The sequence below is a fragment of the Gammaproteobacteria bacterium genome, assembly GCA_036381015.1.
GTDB lineage: Bacteria > Pseudomonadota > Gammaproteobacteria > Steroidobacterales > Rariloculaceae > ZC4RG20.
In genome coordinates this window covers 1-18012 of sequence record DASVDR010000007.1, presented here as the reverse complement: position 1 = coordinate 18012, position 18012 = coordinate 1, and the positions used below count along the sequence as shown (strand labels likewise).

Sequence of the window (18012 nt, the reverse complement as noted above, 5' to 3'; positions counted from 1 at the left end):
GCCCCGGCAATCATCATGTATGGATATTTGCGGGACGCATACACTAGTATGCCCGCTGCCGGCGCGCATCCTCGTACATTCTGATCAGAAACGAGCGTAACGCGGGCTCGGCTTCATCCGCCGTCATGAGCCGTTGCTCGGCCAGGATGCGCGCGATGTCCTTCAACGATCGCTTTCCGTCGATCAGCGACATGATGTACGCGTGGATCCGCGTCGCCGTGATCTGCGAGCGGAACGACGCGGACAACGGCACCGGCTCGTTGCCGCGCACGATCCAGTCCGGCAGGGCTTCGTGGCGCGGCGGCCGCTTCACGCGCCGCTGCTTGTCCGCGCGCCACACCACGATCTCCTCGCTCCGCGCGTGCCGGCTCGCCGGCGAGGCGAGGTACGGGATGCGCTCCTCGCGCGCCTCCGGCGCCGAGAAGCCGTTCTCGACGAGCACCTCGCTGCATTCGTCGAGCGGGTAATGCAGCGCCGGGTCGGCATCGTGAAAGCTCAGCGAGCCGAAGTTGACCCATCGGCCGCCGTCCGCGAGCAGATGGTTGATGCGCGCGGCCAGATCATCGAGCGGCTCCGGCAGGATGTCGACGAGCCAAGGGGTCACGATCGTGTCGAACGCGCCCTTCGCGAAAGGCGGCCGGTGCGCATCGGCCAGCACGAGCTCGAAGCCTGCCCGCGCCGGCACGTCGACGCCGAGACGCCGCAGCACCGCGTGGCCTTCCGCGTCCTTCGGCGCGAGCGGAAACTCGTAGAGCTCGACCGTCTCCCCGCGCGTGACGCGCGCCGCGACGAGCAGCAGCAGAGGATTGAAGTCGAGCGCGAAGGTCACGTCCGGCGCGAGCGTTTGGTGAATGTCGTACGCGAGCCGGCCGCCGCCCGCGCCGAGGACGAGAGTCTTTCCCGGGGCCGTCGCACCGAGCGCAGTCCGAACGAGCGCGAGCGACGCGCGGTTCTCGTCGTCGCCCCAGGCCCAGTCGCGATGGAGGTTCGCCTGGTACGTGAGCAGGCCTTGATCGGACGGCGGCCGCGTGCGCAGCGCGAGGTACGTTTCGTACGCGGCCGTCGGTGCGTCCACGTCGAGCGGCGCGAGCAGTCGCCGCAGGCGCTCGCTCTGGCCGGCGACGGCGTCGCGCAGCCGCTCGAGACGCTTGCGCGTGGACGCGCGGATCCCCGGCCGCTCCAGCGCGCGGCGGACGCCGGCCTGCTCGTGGTCGAGCCGGCGCAGCGCGAAATGCAGCCGCCCGCGCCACTCGCCGACGGCGGCCGCGGGCTCCGCGAAGAGCCACGGGATGCCGTCGAGCAGCGGGAAGTCGACCTTGCATCCCGCGCAGCGGTAGCCGCGCTCGAGCGGCTCGAGCGGCGTGCGGTCGCAGCGGGGGCAGGCGAGGAGGGCGCCGGGGCCCTGCGCTTCACTCATCGGTGGGGTCGCCGGCGGCACGACGACCGCACGGGCTTCTCATGTGCTGCAATGCCGATTTCACTCCCGGACAGAAAAAAAGGAAAAAAAGGTGTCAGACACCTTTTCCGGGGGGAAATGGTGTCAGACACCTTTTCCGAGAAAAAGGTGTCTGACACCTTTTTCGGGGCTCAGGGCATGACGATCGTGCCGTTCACGATCTTCTCGAACGCGGTGAAGCGGTCGAGGTTCGTGCTGTCGCCGAGGCCGTGGGTCGGGAAGCGGTCCGCGAAGAGGTTCTGCTCGCCGTGCAGGGCCATGTAGTTCAGGAGCACCATCTCGACGAGCAGGTTGACGTTGTTCGCGCCCGGCGTGCCCGCGCGTTGCACGTCGCCGTTCGCGGAGAAGTACCCGATTTGCTGATGCTGTGCAGCCGTCTGGCCGTCGGAGCCGCTCTGGAACAGCGCCGGGCGCCCGGTCGGGTTGTAGACGAGGAAGAACGACGCCGCGGTGTCTTGATTGTCGCTCGTCCACTCGCCCTTGCCGCGGCCGTCGACCGAGTCGTCGATCACGCCGTTGCTCGACAGCGAGCCGTCGCTGAAGACGTAGAGCATCAGAGGCACGCCGACCCGCGCGGCGTACTCGAGGCACGCGCCCATGCAGCGGCCGGCCCGGAAGTCCTTGATCTCGCCTTCCTGGCGCATGCCGCCGTGGTAGTCGTAGCCGCCCATCGTGATGCAGCCCGCGCCCGCGAAGCCTTCGATGACGAGCTTCATGATGGAGGCCGTCTTGCGGAACTCGTCGCCGTCGTTGTCGTTCGCGAAGAACTCCTCGGCCGTGAAGATGCCGTTCGGCCCGACGATCTCCGGATCGGCGCCCGGATCGAGGATCACGTTGCCGAAGCGGTCGGCGACGTCCGCGGCCTTCAGATACCCGCACTTCACGAGGTCCTTGACGACCTCGTCTTGCGTGACCGAGAGCCCGGTCGAGACGTGGTCGTCCATTTTCTTGCGGCTGATCCGGTAGATCGACTCGAGCACGGCCGTCGCGTCCTCCGGTCCGAGGAGCCCGACGAGCTGGCCGGTGTCGACGAGACCCGTCACGTCGCTCGGGCGGTCGACCTTCGTCGGCCGGAACTCCGGGTCGATCATCCCGAGCGGGGCCATCGAGTTGCCACCGGAATCGGAGTTCCGCGATCCGCACAGCGTCAGGATCGAGCCGTCAGCGCCCGCCTTCTGAATGCCGTAGAGCGGGTTGTGCGGATTGTTGCCCGTGTCGTTCTCGGAGCGGGCGGGGATCACCGCGCCGTTGATGTTGGCCGCGATGCCCGGCGTGCGGAAGCTCGCCTGCATGCCGCGGAGGAACGCACTGTCGCTGTGGAACGCGAGCCCCAAGCTCGTGTCCGTGTGGTCGCCGTTGCTCGTCGCCGTCGGCGTCGCCTCCGGCGTGCCCGGCACCATGTCGCCGGGCAGCCCGAGCTTGCTGTAGCCGGCGGTGCTCAACGTGTCGAGCTGGCCGTCCTGGCCGCCGACGAGCACGTTCGAGCCCGCCATGTTCGCGCCGCCGGCGAGATCGAAGCAGATGAACGGGATCTTGCCGGCCCCGTTCGTGATGCCGCATTCCACCGTCAGCGCCTGGAGGTCGCTGGCGAGATCGGCCAGTGCGCGCCGCGGGCTCGCGAAGAGCCCGAGCACACCGCCGGAGAGCACGGTCGCGGAGCCCGCGACGAAGCCCTGCCCGATCAGCTCGCGCCGCGTCATCGGCCGGTGGTGCCGCTCGTGGCGTTGCGGCGCGTCCGGATGCCTCGGTTTGCGTTTCACCTTGATGAGCATGGCGTCGCTACCTCTGTCCTGCATCGACGGGCGTTCGGCCCGACTGCGTTCGTGACCGTCACTGCACCAGCATCGCCGCGCTGCCGAGCACCGCGGAGCAGACGGCCTTCGCGATCGTTTCCGTCCGCTCGGGATCGCCGCTGTCCGTGCTCGCGAGGCCCGGCCGAGACGGGTCGCTCGGCCGGCCGTTGATCATCATGTCGAGCTCCTGCTCGACGAACGCGCGGTCCGGCTGCGTTGCGAGATGAATCGTTCCGAGCATGCGGTCGAGCAGCGGATCGAAGAGCGCATCCTGCGAGGCCGGGAACGCGACGGATGGCGGCGACCCGAACGGAAAGCTGCCGAAAAGGTCGTGCCGCAGGTTCGTGTCCTCGATCAGCGCATTGCAATACTCGATCGCGAGCTGCGCGATCGCCACCTGATGCGACGCAAGCACCGCCTCGAGCGTCGGCACCGCCGGCAGCGACTGGCGCACCGTCTCGAACGTCGCGCGGACGTTCGGTTCGTTCGGGCTGACCCCGGTGATCGCGGCCATCGTCGCGTTGATCTCGTCGAACGTGCGCACGCCGATGTCGGACGCGGGCGGCAGATCCTGCGGCGCCGGGGGGGCCGGGATCGGCGGAGGCGGCCGGTCGAAAACGTGAGATCCGATTCGATCGAACGTGAGGAAGAACTCGTCGGAGCCCGGTCCCTTCTCGAGTGGCACGACCGTGCCGAGATCGGCGAGGATTTGCCCGGTCTCGGGATCGTACGCGTCGCTCGAGATCGTCGCGTCGAGCCGCGCGAACGACTGGCCGACCGGCGCCTCGGCTCCGTTCAGGCCGATGCGTATCCCTTCGATGTCGATGCCGCTCGGCTGAACCGTCTCATCCAGGCTGATGAAGAAGGGGTTGCGGAAGAGGTATGCGTAGCTGTCGAACTGCGCGGCCTCGAACACGACGTAGCTCTCCGGCACATCGGTCAGATGCTCGACGGAGAACAACAGGAAGAACTTCTCGCCGACACCGGCCGCGTAGTTCTGCTGAACCTGCTCCGGCGTCAACGCGCGGTTGTGAATGGCGACGAGACGAATCACGCCGGTCCACGGCTTGTCGCCGGAAACTTCGTTGCCGAGTACGAACGCGTACGTGTCGTCCCAATCCGTCAGCGTCCCGCCCGGCGCCGGATCCTGATCGGCGACGAGAATGCCGTTCACGTAGATCTTGCGCCCTTCCACCGGATCGAACGTCGCGACGACGTGCTGCAGCGTCGCCTGGAGCACCTCGGCGGCGTCCGGCGTCGAGAGCTGCGGGTTGCCGTTCTCGTCGGAGTTGCTCGAGCGGTTGAAGAAGTCGTAGTTGTACATCGTCTGGCCGAGATTGAAGTTGCGCAGCATCGTGCCGGCCGAGTAGCTGACGATGCGGCGGTCCTCCTGCACGACGTTGCCGGGCGCGACCCAGGCCTCGATCGAGTACTCGCCGGTGGCGGCGATCTGGTCGCGAAGCTTCGCGCTCGCGGCCGTGGAGGCCTGCGCCTTGCCGCCGGAGAAGCTGAGGCCCCAGCCCCCGACCCACTCGACCGCGCCCGAGAGCTGCAAGTCCATCGCCGGATCAACGCCGCTCGTATCGAACGCGGTGCCGCCCTGGCCGGTCTTGAACTCGTAGAGCGCGATCACGTTCGCTTCGTAGCGGTTGCCGCCGGCCGCGACCGTGCCTTCATATAAGGTGAGCGCCTTGCTCGTCAGCAGCGCCGGATCCACCTCGGTGAGCGGCACACCGTCGGCGAAATCCTGGATCGCCGCCTGTAGCACGCTCGCATCCGCGTCGCAGTCGCTCGTCCAGCAGTTGTGCGATTCCTCGCGCAGCCGCACGACGAAGCGCGAGCTCGCCGGATCGTCGAGATTGATCCTCGCCTTCGCGGCCTCGTACGCGGCCGCCACGGCCATCGGGTCGGTCCCGGGCCCTTCGGCAAAGAACGGCGACTGCCGCGTCGGCGACGTCGACGTGTGGCACGCTCCGCAATGCTCCTCGAGCTTGGGGTAGATCGTCGCCGCGAACTGGGCGGGGTCCGCCGGGAAGCTCTTGCTCTGGCCCGGGTCGCGGATCGCCGGCGGCTCGAGCTCGATCTTGCGGCCTCCGCCGGCCGCGAGCTCGCCGGCCCAGTTCGTGATCCACGTCGTGAGGATCTCCGCGCACGCGGCGTCGCTCGTGAGCCAGCAGTTGTGGCCGCCGGCGACCTTCAGGACCATGATGGAGTCGTCGGGCGACGTCAGATCGACGACCTTGTTGGCCTCGGCGTACGCGAGATTCACGTCGTCGCTGCGGGCGAACATCGGTGCCTGACCGCCTTCGACGCCGTGACAGCCGCCGCAGCGGTTGCTCGAGCGGATGTTGTCGAACAGGTTGATCTTGAACGATTGGACGTCGGCCGTGGACGGCGCCGGGCCCTCGTAGTCCGAGCCGCCCGAGGAGCCGGTGCCCGGGATCTCCTCGACGCCGGGGCCGCTTCCGCCGCCGCATCCCGCCGCGGCGAGGAGCAAGCCCAATGCGACGGCGCGCGATCGAAGGGTCGTGTGCTGCATCGTCGTGACTCCGTCGGGCTAATCGCCCATGCAGTACACCGCCGACTCCGCGAACACATCGCGGAGCTGGTAGTTGTTGTTCGCGAAGTCTGCGGCCATCGTGTCGATCTTGGCGCGGTCGCTCGCGTCGACCGGATCGCGCAGGCACACGGCACGGAACACCTTCTCGACCTGGCACTGCGCAAAGGCCTCCGACCGCGCGATCTCCATTCCGAGGGACTTCGCGCCGTTGCCGGATCCGGGCAGGCTCGGATCCCAGCCGAGGAGCGCGTTACGGCCCTCGCGCCAGTAGTTGTCCCAGGAGTCGTCCGGCGTCACAAAGCCGTCCGGAAACGTGAGCTCGTTGTTGAAGTACTTCGGCTGGACCGTGCCTTCCGTGTACTCGATGCTGCCCGCGACGGGATCGAAGTCGTAATACGCGAACGCCTGCGCGAGCGGGTCCATGCCCGCGTGGCAGCCGACGCAGCTGTTCATGAAGACGCGGCTGTCGCCGCCGGGGCTGCGGGAGACGTCCTGACGGATCCGGTCCGGGATGATGCTCGTGTCCTGCACCTGCTCGAGGTCCATGCACATGTGGTTGATCAGCGTGAAGCGGAACATCGCGCGGTTCGTGCCGGCGATGAAGAACGCCTCGGCCGCCGCGCGCGTCGTGATCGCGCCGGCGGTTGCGTCCGGCGGCAGCGGATAGATCGAGGACTGCGTCGTCTGCTGAAGGTCGGTCTCCGGATCGAAGTCTTCCTCGAGCATCGCCTGCTCGAGCGCCTCGTAATGCGCGTTGCTCGACGCGGAGGGCGCCGGCGAGACGCTCGGGGCGTAATAGAGCAAGTCGCCGTAGAGGATCTGGTCGAACGGCTCGTCGTCCGCCACCAGCCCGATCACGAGGGTCGTGTAGTCGTTGAGAGGGACGAACGGCGATTGATCGCGGTTCGTCCACGGCGCCGCCATGTTCTTCAGCGTGACCGTATAGAAACGAGGATCGTGCGTCGCGAGCAGGGCGGCGCCGAGAGCGTCGCCGCTCGTGATGAGCGCCTCCATCTGGTCGAGCATCGCGTCGCTCGGCGGAACGCCGGTAAGGCGGTCGTGTATCCGCTGCGCCTGCTCGCGAGGCCCTGCGACCGCGTTCGAGGCCCATCCGAGGGTCGCCGCCGCGACGAGCGCGATGCAGGCCCCCGTGGTTGACATCATCCCGCTACTCATTCGTCTTCGTCCCGTCGAATAGTGAGAATTCGGATGCAGGGCGAGTAGACCACACCCGCGAACTCCTCCGTAATGTGGAAATTTCGCGACGTCTCGGTTCCGCGACAGTTCGGCGGCAGGTTAGCCCGCGTGTAAGCTCGCCGGCGGTGATCTGCTGCCGCTTTTTTCAGGAGCGGTTGCGCGGACCGGTCGCGCGGCGCGATTACGTGAAATGTCGCGCGGCGAGGAGCGGATCGAGACGCCGCTCACCGTATCGCGGAGGCCGCTCTCGGGCGCCGCGATCTTGTGATCGCGTTAACGGTAGACACGACGGGTCATTGCCCATGATTGCCGGACGCCTTCATTACGTTGAATCGCGGCCTCGCGGAGCAGCGTCTCGATGGCGCTCCCATGATGTCGCCGGGTGCCTGTCGTCCATGATGTTCCAACGACCGTTCCGCGCCGTGCTCAGGCGGTTGGATTGACGCGAGAGGGAACTCCGATGGGCATCCCTGTAGAGAGCGTTCGTCGCATGCCCGGCCGCGCGCCCGGGCTGGGCGTTGCCTGTCTGACCGTCCTGATCGGCGCCGTGGCGGGCTGCAGCGGCGACAGCGACGGCAGCCTCGGCGTCGGCTCCGGCCAGGAGCCGGACCCGGTCGCGCTGGACTTTCCGATTGCGTACACGAAGGGGCCGCTGTTCGACGAGGACATGCAGCTGCAGTCCCCGACCGATCTTCGCGAGCTGCTCCGCTTCAACGTCGGCACCGATCTCTACGTCCTCGACCGCGCGTCGCCGTCCGCCGTGGAGCGCAACGTCACGTTCGAGGTGACGCAGGGCATGGGCGACGTGCAGGGCGTCGAGATCTCGTCGGACGGCACCCGAATCCTGTTCGCGATGCGCGGCCCCTTCGATCCGAATCTCGACGACGAGGACCAGCCGACGTGGAACATCTGGGAGTACGACCTCAAGACGGATACGCTGCGCCGGATCATCGTGTCGGACATCACGGCCGAGGCCGGCCACGACATCTTTCCGCACTACTTGCCGGACGGCCGGATCATCTTCTCGTCGACTCGGCAGCGCCAGGCGAAGGCGATCTTGCTCGATGAAGGCAAGCCGCAGTTCGACGCGCTCGACGAGGACCGCAACGAGCCGGCCTTTGTGCTCCACGTGATGGACGCCGACGGCGAGAACCTGCACCAGGTCTCGTTCAACCAGAGCCACGACCTCGAGCCGACCGTGCTCTCGAGCGGCAAGGTCCTCTTCAGCCGCTGGGACCACGCGGGCAACGTCAACGGGATTCATCTATATCAAATGAATCCGGACGGCACCGGGCTCGAGCTGCTTTACGGCGCCGAAAGCCACGCCACGGGGACGGACGGCGGCGTCGTGCAGTTCGTTGGCGCGCGCGAGATGCCCGACGGCCGGATCATGGCGATCGCCCGTCCTTTCGATCATCCGGAGCTCGGCGGCGACATCGTCGTGATCGATACGCCGGTGTACGTCGAGAACACGCAGCCGACGGCCGCGAACGCCGGGCTGCCGGGTCCCGCGCAAGAGTCGGCGACGCCGAACGACGTGCGGACGGACGACTTGCCGTCGCCGGGCGGACGCTTCAGCTCCGCGTTTCCGCTCTGGGACGGCACGGACCGGGTGCTCGTGAGCTGGGCGATCTGCCGGCTCGTCGACGCCGACGGCATGATCGTGCCGTGCACGGACGAGATGCTTGCTGACCCGGCCGCGCTTCCGGCGCCGCCGCTCTACGGCATCTGGATGTACGACCCGGTCAACGAGACGCAGCTCCCGGTCGTGCTCGGCGAGGAGGGCGTCCTGATCGGCGACGTCGTCGCGGCCCAGCCGCGGCCCGCTCCGCGCGCGATTCTGGACAAGGTGCCGGGCGTCGATCTCGATCCGGATCTCGTGGCCGAGAACGCCGGCATCCTCGATATTCGCAGCGTCTACGACGTCGACGGCGTCGACACGGCGAACCCGGACATCCCGACGCTCGCGGACCCGGAGGCCACGACGGCCGACGAGCGGCCGGCGCGTTTCCTGCGGGTCGTGAAGGCGGTCTCGATCCCGGACGAGGATTTCGTCGATCTCGACAACACCGCATTCGGCCCGAACATCCGCCAGGGCATGCGGGAGATCGTCGCGTACGCGCCGATCGAGCCGGACGGATCGGTCCGCGTGAAGGTTCCGGCGAACGTGCCCCTCGCGGTGGCCGTCGTCGATCGCAACGGCCGCCGGCTTTCGCCGCGGCACCAGAACTGGCTGCAGGTGTTGCCGGGGCAGGAGCTCGAGTGCAACGGCTGCCACGACCCGTCGAGCGGCCTGTCACACGGCCGGTCCGACAGCTTCGATCCGGCGTACGCCGGCGCGCAGAGCACCGGCGTGCCGTTCCCGAACACCGTGTCGACGATCATTCCGGACTTCGGCGAGACGATGGCCGAAGCGCGCACACGTGTGAGCTGCCAGTCGGACTGCGCGGCGCTGACGCCTTCGGTCGACCTTCTCTATTCCGACGTGTGGACCGATCCGGCCGTGCGCGCGCCCGATGCGGATCTCGAGCTCCGCTACTCGGCGCTGACGACGCCGCCGCCGGCCTCGTCGGACTGCTTGACGACGTGGAACACGGGTTGCCGCGTCGTCATCAACTACGAGCAGCACATTCACCCGCTCTGGACGACGCTCCGGCAGACGCTCGACACGGACGGCGTCACCGTCCTCGCGGACAACACGTGCAGCCGCGGCGGCTGCCACGCTCCGGTCGACGCGATGAACGCGACCGCCGTGCCGGCGGCGCAGCTCGACCTGAGCGACGGGCTCTCGCCCGACGAGGCCGACCAGTTCAACTCGTACCGGGAGCTGCTCTTTACCGACAACGAGCAGGAGCTCGTCAACGGCGCGCTTCAGGACGTCGTGATCGAGGTCGGCGTCGACGAGGACGGCAACCCGATCCTCGAGAACGTTCCGGTCGCGCCGCCGATGAGCGCGGCCGGGGCGAACGCGTCGTCGCGCTTCTTCTCGAAGTTCGACCCCGGAGGCACGCACGAGGGCTTCCTCTCGCCGGCCGAGCTTCGCCTGATCGCCGAGTGGCTCGACATCGGCGCTCAGTACTACAACAACCCGTTCGACGTGCCGGAGAACTAGTGGCACGTAACCGCCGACCCGGCAGCATGGGGGACGGAGCCGCCGGAGAGCCTCGCCCGGACTGGCCGGGCCGCAATGCGCCGGTGCGCCGTGCATCGAGGCTCGTCGAGGCCGCCGTCGCGCTCGCGGGCGCGCTCGCGTCGTGGTCGGCACACGGCGCGGACGTCTACGAGGTCGTGGTTCAGGATCCGTTCCTCGAGCTCCACACGGGCCCCGCACCCGGCTACCCGGTCTTCTACGTCGCAGAGCGCGGCGAGACGGTCGAGATCTTGAGGCGGCGCACGGATTGGTTCCAGGTGCGCGTGCCTCGCGGCGAGGAGGGATGGGTCGCGCTCGAGCAGCTCCAACGCACGCTCGGTGTGGACGGCGAGCGGTTCGACGTGCCCGGTCTCGAGCTCGGCGATTACGCGGAGCGGCGCTGGGAGGCGGGCGCGCTCTACGGCGATTTCGGCGGCGCGAACGTGATCTCGGTCTACGGGGCGTTCAGCTTCACGGAAAACCTGTCGGTCGAGCTCTGGCTGTCGCAGGCGCTCGGGCGCTTTTCGGACAGCAAGCTCGCGAGCGTCAACATCGTCCACATGCTGTATCCGAACCGCCGCTTCTCGCCGTATCTGACGCTCGGCGCGGGCGCCGTGAAGACGGAGCCGAAGGCGACGCTCGTCGCGACCACCGACCGCACCGATTCCGCCGCTCACGCGGGCGCGGGTCTGCGCACGTATCTCACGGGCCGCTTCCTGCTGCGCGCCGAGTACAAGACTTACGTCGTGTTCACCAGCCGGAACGACAACGAGGAAATCAGAGAATGGAAGGCAGGGTTCTCGTTCTTCTTCTGATGCCGGTATTGAGCCTCGCGCTGACCGGCTGCGGGCGGCACCGTCTCGTGGAGACGGCGGACGCGGATACGCCGCCCGTCATCGAGCCCGACGTCGAGCGGCGCACGATCGAGCCGGCGGACATCGACACCGAGGACTTCGAAATCGGCGTGTTCGCGGGCCAGCTCAGCGTCGAGGACTTCGGCGTGAACACCGTGGTCGGCGCGCGCTTCGCGTATCACATCACGCCCGGCTTCTTCGTCGAGCTCGCGGGAGGCGACACGAAGACGGAGGAGACGAGCTTCGAGCGATTGAGCGGAGCTGCGCAGCTGCTCACAGACGAGGAACGCGAATATTCCTACTATAACGTGTCGCTGGGCTACAACATTTTGCCCGGCGAAAGCTTCATCGGGCGTAATAGGGCGTTGAACACGTCGCTTTACTTAATCGGAGGCGTGGGCAAGACCTCCTTCGCGGGCGACGACCGTTTCACGATGAACGTCGGAATGGGGCTACGGCTGTTGCCGCTCGATTGGCTGGCCGTGCATGCGGACGTACGCGACCACGTCTTCGACATCGACCTGCTAGGTCAAGAGAAGACCTCGCACAACCTCGAATGCCACGTGGGCGTGACGTTCTTCTTTTGACGACGTCGACGATGCCGGACATGAACGACATGAGCTGCGGGTGTGCAGCCGCCTCAGCGCGGGCCGGCCTTCCGCCGCTCGCGTTCCTCGTGTCCGCCATGGAGGGGTAGCCATGCTGAGATCGATTGTGTTGCTGGCCTCGAGCGCGCTGCTCGCGACCGCCGCGGTGGCCGCGGACCAGCTCTCCGGTCCCGCACCCGATTTCACGCTCCGGTCGCGCAGCGGAGAGACGATCTCGCTCTCCGACCTGAAGGGACAGGTGGTGATGATCAACTTCTGGGCGACGTGGTGCGGACCCTGCCGGCAGGAGATGCCGCACCTCGAGGCCCTGCACCAGCGCTACCACGACCTCGGCTTCACGCTCCTCGGGGTCAACGTCGAGGAAGACTCCCGCGGCGTCGAGGCGTTCCTCGAGGAGACGCCGGTGAGCTTCGACATCCTCTATGACCCGGCTAACGAGGTCAGCGAGCTTTACGGCGTGATCGCCATGCCGAGCACCGTGATGATCGATCGCAAGGGCAACCTGCGCTTCATCCATCACGGCTATCAGCCCGGCTACGAGAACGATTATCAGGCGGAGATTCGCGCGCTGCTGCGTGAATGACGCCGTGAAGAATCGAGGCAAGAATCGATAGAACGGGGGGCGTTTCATGACGGTGATCGACACCGCGGGAGCTGACGCGCGCCGGGCGGCGGCGAAGAGGGCGGCGGAATGCCGGCCGGCGGGGCGCTTCGGTCTGCGCCGCGCGGTGAGGCACGCCGTGTCGCTCGCCCTGGCCGTCGGCCTGCTGAGCGCAGCCGGCTGCAGCGTCGAGCCGTGGGTCAAGCCTTACGAGCGGGATCGCCTCGCCGACCCGATCATGTCGTGGGACCGGGATCCGGTCTCGTCGGCCTACATCCACCACGTATACGAGGCGCGCGAGGGCGCGCGGGGCGCGACCGGAAGCGCCGGAGGCGGGTGTGGCTGCAACTGACGCCCGGGGACGGCCGGGCGGCGAGCGCGGATTCCGTGCGGCGATGCTCGCGCTCGCCGCGCTCGCGGCGTTAGCGGCGCTCGTCCGCGCGCCGAGCGCGACGGCCGGCGTTCTGCCCGAGGACCGCGCGGACGTGCTCTACCACTCCTACGACGGCGGCGGCGTCACGATTCAAGGTCCGTCGCTGCTCGTCCGCAAGCAGTTCGCGAGCAAGTTCTCGGCGTCCGCGAACTACTACGTCGACAAGGTCAGCAGCGCGTCGATCGACGTGGTGACGACGGCAAGCCCGTACAGCGAGCAGCGTACGCAGTACTCGGTCGGCGTCGACTATCTCCACGACCGCTGGCTGATGAACTTGGGCTTCACGACGAGCGAGGAGAACGACTACTCGGCCGAGACGTTCAGCGTCGGCCTCAGCCAGGATTTCTTCGGCGACCTGACGACGTTGTCACTCGGCTACTCGCTCGGCAACGACGAGGTGGGGCGGCGCGGCGACCCGGATTTCAGCGATACGGTGCAGCGGCAGCAGTACCGGCTCGGGCTCTCGCAGATCCTGACGCGCAATCTCCTGATGGGCTTCTCGTTCGAGACGATCACCGACGAAGGCTTCCTGAACAACCCCTACCGGTCGGTGCGTTTCATCGACGAGGAGAGCCCCGTCGGCTACAGCTACGAGCCGGAAGTCTATCCGCGCACGCGCACGAGCGACGCCGGCGCGGTTCGGTTCCGTTATCACTTGCCGTTCCGCGCGGCGATCCACGGCGAGTACCGCTCGTATGCCGACACGTGGGACATCGAGGCCGATACCTTCGAGCTCGGCTACACGCAGCCGCTCGACGGCGGCTGGCTGTTCGAGACGAAGCTCCGGTTTTACTCGCAGACCGCGGCCGAGTTCTACAGCGATCTCTTTCCGCGCTCGAACTTCCAGAACTTCATCGCGCGCGACAAGGAGCTCAGCACGTTCCAGAGCCGCACGATTCGCCTCGGCGTGGCTTACGACATCATGCGCGGCGGCTGGAAATTCGTCGACCGCGGCAGCCTGAACCTCGCGTACGACCACATCGTGTTCGAGTACGAGGATTTCCGGGACCTGACCTCGGTCGGCGCCCCGCCCGGCCAGGAGCCGCTGTACGAGTTCGACGCGAACGTCGTGCAGATCTTCATGTCGTTCTGGTTCTAGCCCTCCCGTAAATACCTCTACATGATGCTTGACGGGAACGCCGTGAACCCATCCCTGGGGGCTCGCTCGCGCGCGTCCCTGCGCCGGGGTCCCTTGCGCGAACACAGTGAGCGCTGGGGTGGGTGTGCGAGCGTCCCGTCAAGCATCATGTAGAGGCATTTGCGGGACACGAGAAAATGGTGTCTGACACGTTTTTCGGTTACCAGCGGTAGAGGCGCGCGGACGCGCCTTCAGGGTAGGCGGGTGGGCCGTGCGGAAGCTCGACGAAGCCGGCCGTGCCGGCTAGCGTGATGAAGTCGCCCGACGTGTTCGTCGGCCGCGGGGTCGCGTGCAGCACACCATCCGACGTCGACTCGACGACGACCGGCATGAAATACGTGAGCCGTGCCGGCATCGTTACCGGCGCCGTGAGCACGGCGTACTCCACGACGAAGGGCTCGAGCCCGAGCGACGCACGCAACGCCGGCAGCACGTAACGCGTGACGCAGACGAGGGTCGAAACCGGATTGCCGGGCAGCGCGAACACGGGCTTGCCGTCGCCGCTCACGCCGAACCACATCGGCCGCCCGGGCCGCTGCTCGATCTTGTGGAACACGAGCGTCGCGCCGAGGCGGTCGAGCACGGCGGGCACGTAGTCGAACTGCCCCATCGAGACGCCGCCCGAAAGGATCAACGCGTCGTGCTCGGCGTGGAGCCGCTGGATCGCGTCGAGCAGCGCGCGCTCGTCGTCCGGCAGGCGGGTGCGCGAGACGACCGCGAGCCGCTCGCGGAGCAGGGCGGCTTCTATAGCGCGGTCGTTGGACGAGCGGATCTGGTGCGGCGCCAGCGGCTCGCCGACGTCGACGAGCTCGTCGCCGGTGGAGATCACGGCGATCCGCGGCAGCGCCGCGACGGCGACCTCCGCGCAGCCCGCGCTCGCGAGCACGGCCATCTCCGGCGGACCGATCCGGGTTCCCCGCGCGAGGACGCGCGCGCCTTTGCGCCGGTCGCTGCCCTGCGGGTGCACGAACTGCCGCTCCGTCACCTCCGCCTCGAGCCGCACCTCGATTTCTTCGCCGCGGCGCTCGACGCGCTCGACGGGGATCACGGTGTCGCATCCGGCCGGCATGATCGCGCCGGTCATGACCTCGATGCAGCGGCCGGGCCCGGGCAGCGTCAGCTGCGCCGCCCCGGCTGCCTGCGTCCCGGCCGCGGTGAAGCGGCGCGTGCCGGAGGACCAGTCGCGATACGCGATCGCGATGCCGTCCATCGTCACGCGGTCGAACGGCGGCTGGTCACGCTCGGCGAAGACGTCCTCCGCGAGCACGCGATCCACGCAGTGCTCGAGCCGCTCGCGGCACGCCGCGGCGCTCGGCATCCGCTCGAGAATGAGGCGTTCGGCTTCGTATGTTTCGGTCATCTGCACGTGGGCCGGCGCGTGATCGGCGCCCGGTCCACGATGCTATACTGACCCGCAGGAGGCAACCATCGCATGGGCCGCATGCTCATCAGCAGCCTTGCCGCGCTGATCACGGCCGGAGGCTGGGCCCAGCCGGACAGCCGCACGGTCCTGGGGGAAAGCAACGAGCTGCTGTCGGCGGGCGCCGACGCGATTCGGGCGGGGCGCTACGACGACGGCATCCGTCTCACGAACCTCGGGCTCGAGCGCTACCCGGCCACGCCGTTCGAGCGGGCCGCCGCGCTCGCGAACCTTTGCGCCGCGCATGCCGCGAAGGGCGATCCCGACACTGCGATCTCCTATTGCGACGAGTCGATCTCGATCAACTCCCGCAACTGGCGCGCGTACAGCAATCGATCGTATGCGTACTATCTGAAGGGCATGTACCCGCAGGCCTCGCTCGACATCGACGTCGCCGCGGACATTGCTCCGGACGCGCGTCAAGTGCGCCAGATCCGCAGCATGATCAATGAGCGCAGCCTGCGGCCGCGCATCATCATGGAGGATCATCAATAGTCGGCCGACCGGGCAGAGTGAACGTCGTCGCCGGCGCCGCGCTGCTCGTCGGCGCGGTGCTCGCTGCTCCGGCTCACTCGCGAGGCGACGAGGAGCTCGAGCCGATCGGCGTCTGGAACTGCTTGATGTACGGCCCGTTCGGCGACCAGAGGTTCTATTTGAGGACGGAAGCCGACGGCGCCGCCTCGATCGCATGGCTCGCCGACGCAACGCGCGGCGTCTGGCGCGACCTCTCGGGCTGGACGGAATCTCGCTCGCGGGTGCGTATCGAGGACGCGGCGAACGATCGCGAGCTCACGGCCGATCTCGAGCACCCGACCCTCGGCGGAACGTGGAGCGCTCCGGGCCGTCTCGGCGGATGGTGGTGCGCGCCGGTGTCCGGCGCCGACGCCTACGAGGACCGTCCGCCCGGCGCCGAAGGATTGATGCCGGTTCTCGTACCCGCGATCATGGCCAGCCCGAGCTACCCTCGGGAGGCTATCCGCGAGGCGAAGGAAGGGCGAGCGGTCGCTTGCTTCTTGGTCGACGGCAGGGGCGAAATCAGCGATCCGCACCTCGTCGAGATATCGGACGAGGTGTTCCGCGAACCGACGCTCACGGCAGTCTCGAAGTCGCGCTACGAGCGCCGAAACGATGAGCAGATCCTGCTGCCCGCCTGCCGGACCTTCACGTTCGAGCTGCAAGCCGTCGGCTGATCGGGCGCCGCGTTGACTAGAGGCGACGCGGACATCGGCGCTCCGGGGGCTGCGCCCGGCGCTCGTTCGGCTCCGCGGCTCGTGAGCGGGCCGATCGGCCGCCATCTGTGGGATCTCGCCGCCCCGATGGCCGTCGGGCTCGTCGCGGTCAGCTCCTACAGCATCGTCGACACCTATTTCGTCGGTCAGCTCGGCACCCTCCCGCTCGCCGCGCTCGGTTTCACGTTCCCCGTCTCGTTCTCGCTGGTCGCGGTCGGGCTCGGGATCGGCGTCGGAGCTTCGTCGGTTCTCGCGCGGCTGCTCGGCGCCGGCGACCGCGACGCGCTCCAACGGATCACGACGCACTCGCTGCTGCTCGCCGCGCTGCTCGGCCTCATCGTGATGGTCGTCGGCCTCGCGAGCCTCGATCCGATCTTCCGCCTGCTCGGCGCCGACGACCGCACGCTGCCCCTCGTCAGGGAGTACATGGAGGTCTACTACTTCGGCGGCTTCCTGCTGATCCTGCCGCTCGTCGGCAACTTCGCGATGCGCTCCGTCGGGGATCCGCGCGTGCCGGCCGTGATCCTGACTCTCTCGGCGCTGCTCAACATCGTGCTCGACCCGCTTCTGATCTTCGGGCTGCTCGGTTTTCCGCGGCTCGAGCTGCGCGGCGCGGCGATCGCGACGCTGATCGCGAACGGTGCGACCGTCGTCGCGTCGGTGTACATCCTGCATCGGCGCGAGCATCTGATCCGCGCCCGCTACCTGCTGCCTCGAGGCATGTGGGACTCGTGGAAGCGCGTGTTTCATGTCGGCGTGCCGGCCACCGCGACGAACTTGCTGAACCCGCTGACCGTCGGCGTCATCACGTCGTTCGTCGCGAAATTCGGACCGGGAGCCGTGGCCGGATTCGGCGTGGCTTCGCGGGTCGAGTCGCTCGTGATGCTCGTGATCTTCGCGGTGTCGTCGTCGGTGACCCCGTTCGTCGGGCAGAATTACGGGGCGCGCAAGCTCGATCGCGTGCGCCGGATGACCTACCTTTCCGGTAATTTCTGCATCCTGTACGGCCTCGGTGCCGCCGCAATTCTGTGGCCGACGGGCGCGCCGCTCGCGTCGCTCTTCAACGACAGCGCGGAAGTCATTGATACCGCCTCGGCGTATCTCGCGATCGTCCCGCCGACGCTCGGCGGCTTCGGGTTCATGCTCGTCGCCGCCGCGTGCTTCAACGCGCTCGGCATGCCGCTGCCGGCGACCGCGCTCACGTTCGTGAAGCTCTTCGTCGCCTACATCCCGCTCGCGTGGATCCTTTCGGGCGCGGTGGGCCTCCTCGGGATCTTCTGGGCGAACGCGGCCGCGCACGTTCTGTTCGGCGTCGTCGCGTTCGTCTGGCTGCGGAGGACCTTCGGGCGGTTCGAGCTCGGGGAGGCGAGGCGCGCCCGGCTGGCCGAGCACGGCTGACGCCGTTCGCCCGCCGGGCAAGGGGGCACGAGCGCGCGGCGCCCGCGCTCGAGCCGGTACGTGGTGCGGCCGCTCACGTAATGTGACGTGGCGCTGATGACGCTTGCGCCGCGCTCGCGTATTCTCGAGCGGCGACTTCGGCTCGGCGCCGGTGCCGAGGCTTCGCGCCGCCGGCGCGCCGAGCATCGCGGGGGG

14 protein-coding genes are annotated in these 18012 nt (G+C 67.9%); 9 read left to right on the top strand and 5 right to left on the bottom strand.

Annotated features, from left to right (window positions below; genetic code table 11):
* Positions 1-43: 43 nt before the first annotated feature.
* From VF329_01610 to VF329_01595, 4 genes are all read right to left on the bottom strand, one after another.
* A complete protein-coding gene (locus VF329_01610; GenBank protein ID HEX7079695.1) occupies positions 44-1417 on the bottom strand; it encodes a class I SAM-dependent methyltransferase in 1374 nt (457 codons plus the stop codon).
* A gap of 170 nt (positions 1418-1587) precedes the next feature.
* Positions 1588-3228: a hypothetical protein gene (locus VF329_01605; GenBank protein HEX7079694.1), complete on the bottom strand. Its 1641-nt coding sequence runs from the start codon at positions 3226-3228 to the stop codon at positions 1588-1590.
* Between the two features lie 58 nt (positions 3229-3286).
* Entirely contained in the window at positions 3287-5788 is a 2502-nt protein-coding gene (locus VF329_01600) for a LamG domain-containing protein (GenBank protein HEX7079693.1), read from the bottom strand.
* A gap of 18 nt (positions 5789-5806) precedes the next feature.
* Positions 5807-6973 carry a hypothetical protein gene (locus tag VF329_01595; protein HEX7079692.1) on the bottom strand — a complete coding sequence of 389 codons (1167 nt, stop codon included), beginning with the start codon at positions 6971-6973 and terminating at the stop codon, positions 5807-5809.
* A 493-nt stretch (positions 6974-7466) separates the two neighbouring features.
* Between VF329_01595 and VF329_01590 the strand changes: the two genes are divergently transcribed.
* The 6 genes from VF329_01590 to VF329_01565 all read left to right on the top strand — a co-directional run bounded on the left by VF329_01590 (position 7467) and on the right by VF329_01565 (position 13731).
* Entirely contained in the window at positions 7467-10118 is a 2652-nt protein-coding gene (locus VF329_01590) for a hypothetical protein (protein ID HEX7079691.1), read from the top strand.
* On the top strand, positions 10118-10951 hold the full coding sequence (locus tag VF329_01585; protein ID HEX7079690.1) for an SH3 domain-containing protein: 834 nt from the start codon (positions 10118-10120) through the stop codon (positions 10949-10951). Before VF329_01590 ends, VF329_01585 begins: the two co-directional genes overlap by 1 nt.
* Positions 10921-11577, top strand: coding sequence for an outer membrane beta-barrel domain-containing protein (locus VF329_01580; protein HEX7079689.1), 657 nt, complete (start codon positions 10921-10923; stop codon positions 11575-11577). Before VF329_01585 ends, VF329_01580 begins: the two co-directional genes overlap by 31 nt.
* A 112-nt stretch (positions 11578-11689) precedes the next feature.
* Positions 11690-12181 carry a TlpA disulfide reductase family protein gene (locus VF329_01575; GenBank protein ID HEX7079688.1) on the top strand — a complete coding sequence of 164 codons (492 nt, stop codon included), beginning with the start codon at positions 11690-11692 and terminating at the stop codon, positions 12179-12181.
* A 157-nt stretch (positions 12182-12338) separates the two neighbouring features.
* A complete protein-coding gene (locus VF329_01570) occupies positions 12339-12551 on the top strand; it encodes a DUF4266 domain-containing protein (GenBank protein HEX7079687.1) in 213 nt (70 codons plus the stop codon).
* Complete coding sequence (locus VF329_01565) at positions 12538-13731, top strand: DUF3570 domain-containing protein (protein ID HEX7079686.1); 1194 nt, start codon at positions 12538-12540, stop codon at positions 13729-13731. Before VF329_01570 ends, VF329_01565 begins: the two co-directional genes overlap by 14 nt.
* Before the next feature lie 199 nt (positions 13732-13930).
* Here the strand turns inward: VF329_01565 and VF329_01560 are convergent, their stop codons facing one another.
* Complete coding sequence (locus tag VF329_01560; GenBank protein ID HEX7079685.1) at positions 13931-15130, bottom strand: molybdopterin molybdotransferase MoeA; 1200 nt, start codon at positions 15128-15130, stop codon at positions 13931-13933.
* 72 nt (positions 15131-15202) lie between these two features.
* Between VF329_01560 and VF329_01555 the strand changes: the two genes are divergently transcribed.
* The 3 genes from VF329_01555 (at position 15203) to VF329_01545 (ending at position 17817) form a co-directional block, all read left to right on the top strand.
* Positions 15203-15685, top strand: a complete 483-nt coding sequence (locus tag VF329_01555; protein ID HEX7079684.1) for a hypothetical protein — start codon at positions 15203-15205, stop codon at positions 15683-15685.
* Positions 15686-15702: 17 nt separating this feature from the next.
* On the top strand, positions 15703-16380 hold the full coding sequence (locus VF329_01550; protein HEX7079683.1) for an energy transducer TonB: 678 nt from the start codon (positions 15703-15705) through the stop codon (positions 16378-16380).
* A gap of 81 nt (positions 16381-16461) precedes the next feature.
* Positions 16462-17817, top strand: coding sequence for an MATE family efflux transporter (locus VF329_01545; protein HEX7079682.1), 1356 nt, complete (start codon positions 16462-16464; stop codon positions 17815-17817).
* The last annotated feature ends 195 nt before the right edge of the window (positions 17818-18012 follow it).

Bases quoted from the DNA above. Each gene is read 5' to 3' on its own strand.
- VF329_01560 (HEX7079685.1), bottom strand. From the start codon at position 15,130: ATGACCGAAACATACGAAGCCGAACGCCTCATTCTCGAGCGGATGCCG.
- VF329_01580 (HEX7079689.1), top strand. From the start codon at position 10,921: ATGGAAGGCAGGGTTCTCGTTCTTCTTCTGATGCCGGTATTGAGCCTC.
- VF329_01590 (HEX7079691.1), top strand. From the start codon at position 7,467: ATGGGCATCCCTGTAGAGAGCGTTCGTCGCATGCCCGGCCGCGCGCCC.
- VF329_01575 (HEX7079688.1), top strand. From the start codon at position 11,690: ATGCTGAGATCGATTGTGTTGCTGGCCTCGAGCGCGCTGCTCGCGACC.
- VF329_01605 (HEX7079694.1), bottom strand. From the start codon at position 3,228: ATGCTCATCAAGGTGAAACGCAAACCGAGGCATCCGGACGCGCCGCAA.
- VF329_01610 (HEX7079695.1), bottom strand. From the start codon at position 1,417: ATGAGTGAAGCGCAGGGCCCCGGCGCCCTCCTCGCCTGCCCCCGCTGC.
- VF329_01595 (HEX7079692.1), bottom strand. From the start codon at position 6,973: ATGATGTCAACCACGGGGGCCTGCATCGCGCTCGTCGCGGCGGCGACC.
- VF329_01555 (HEX7079684.1), top strand. From the start codon at position 15,203: ATGGGCCGCATGCTCATCAGCAGCCTTGCCGCGCTGATCACGGCCGGA.
- VF329_01600 (HEX7079693.1), bottom strand. From the start codon at position 5,788: ATGCAGCACACGACCCTTCGATCGCGCGCCGTCGCATTGGGCTTGCTC.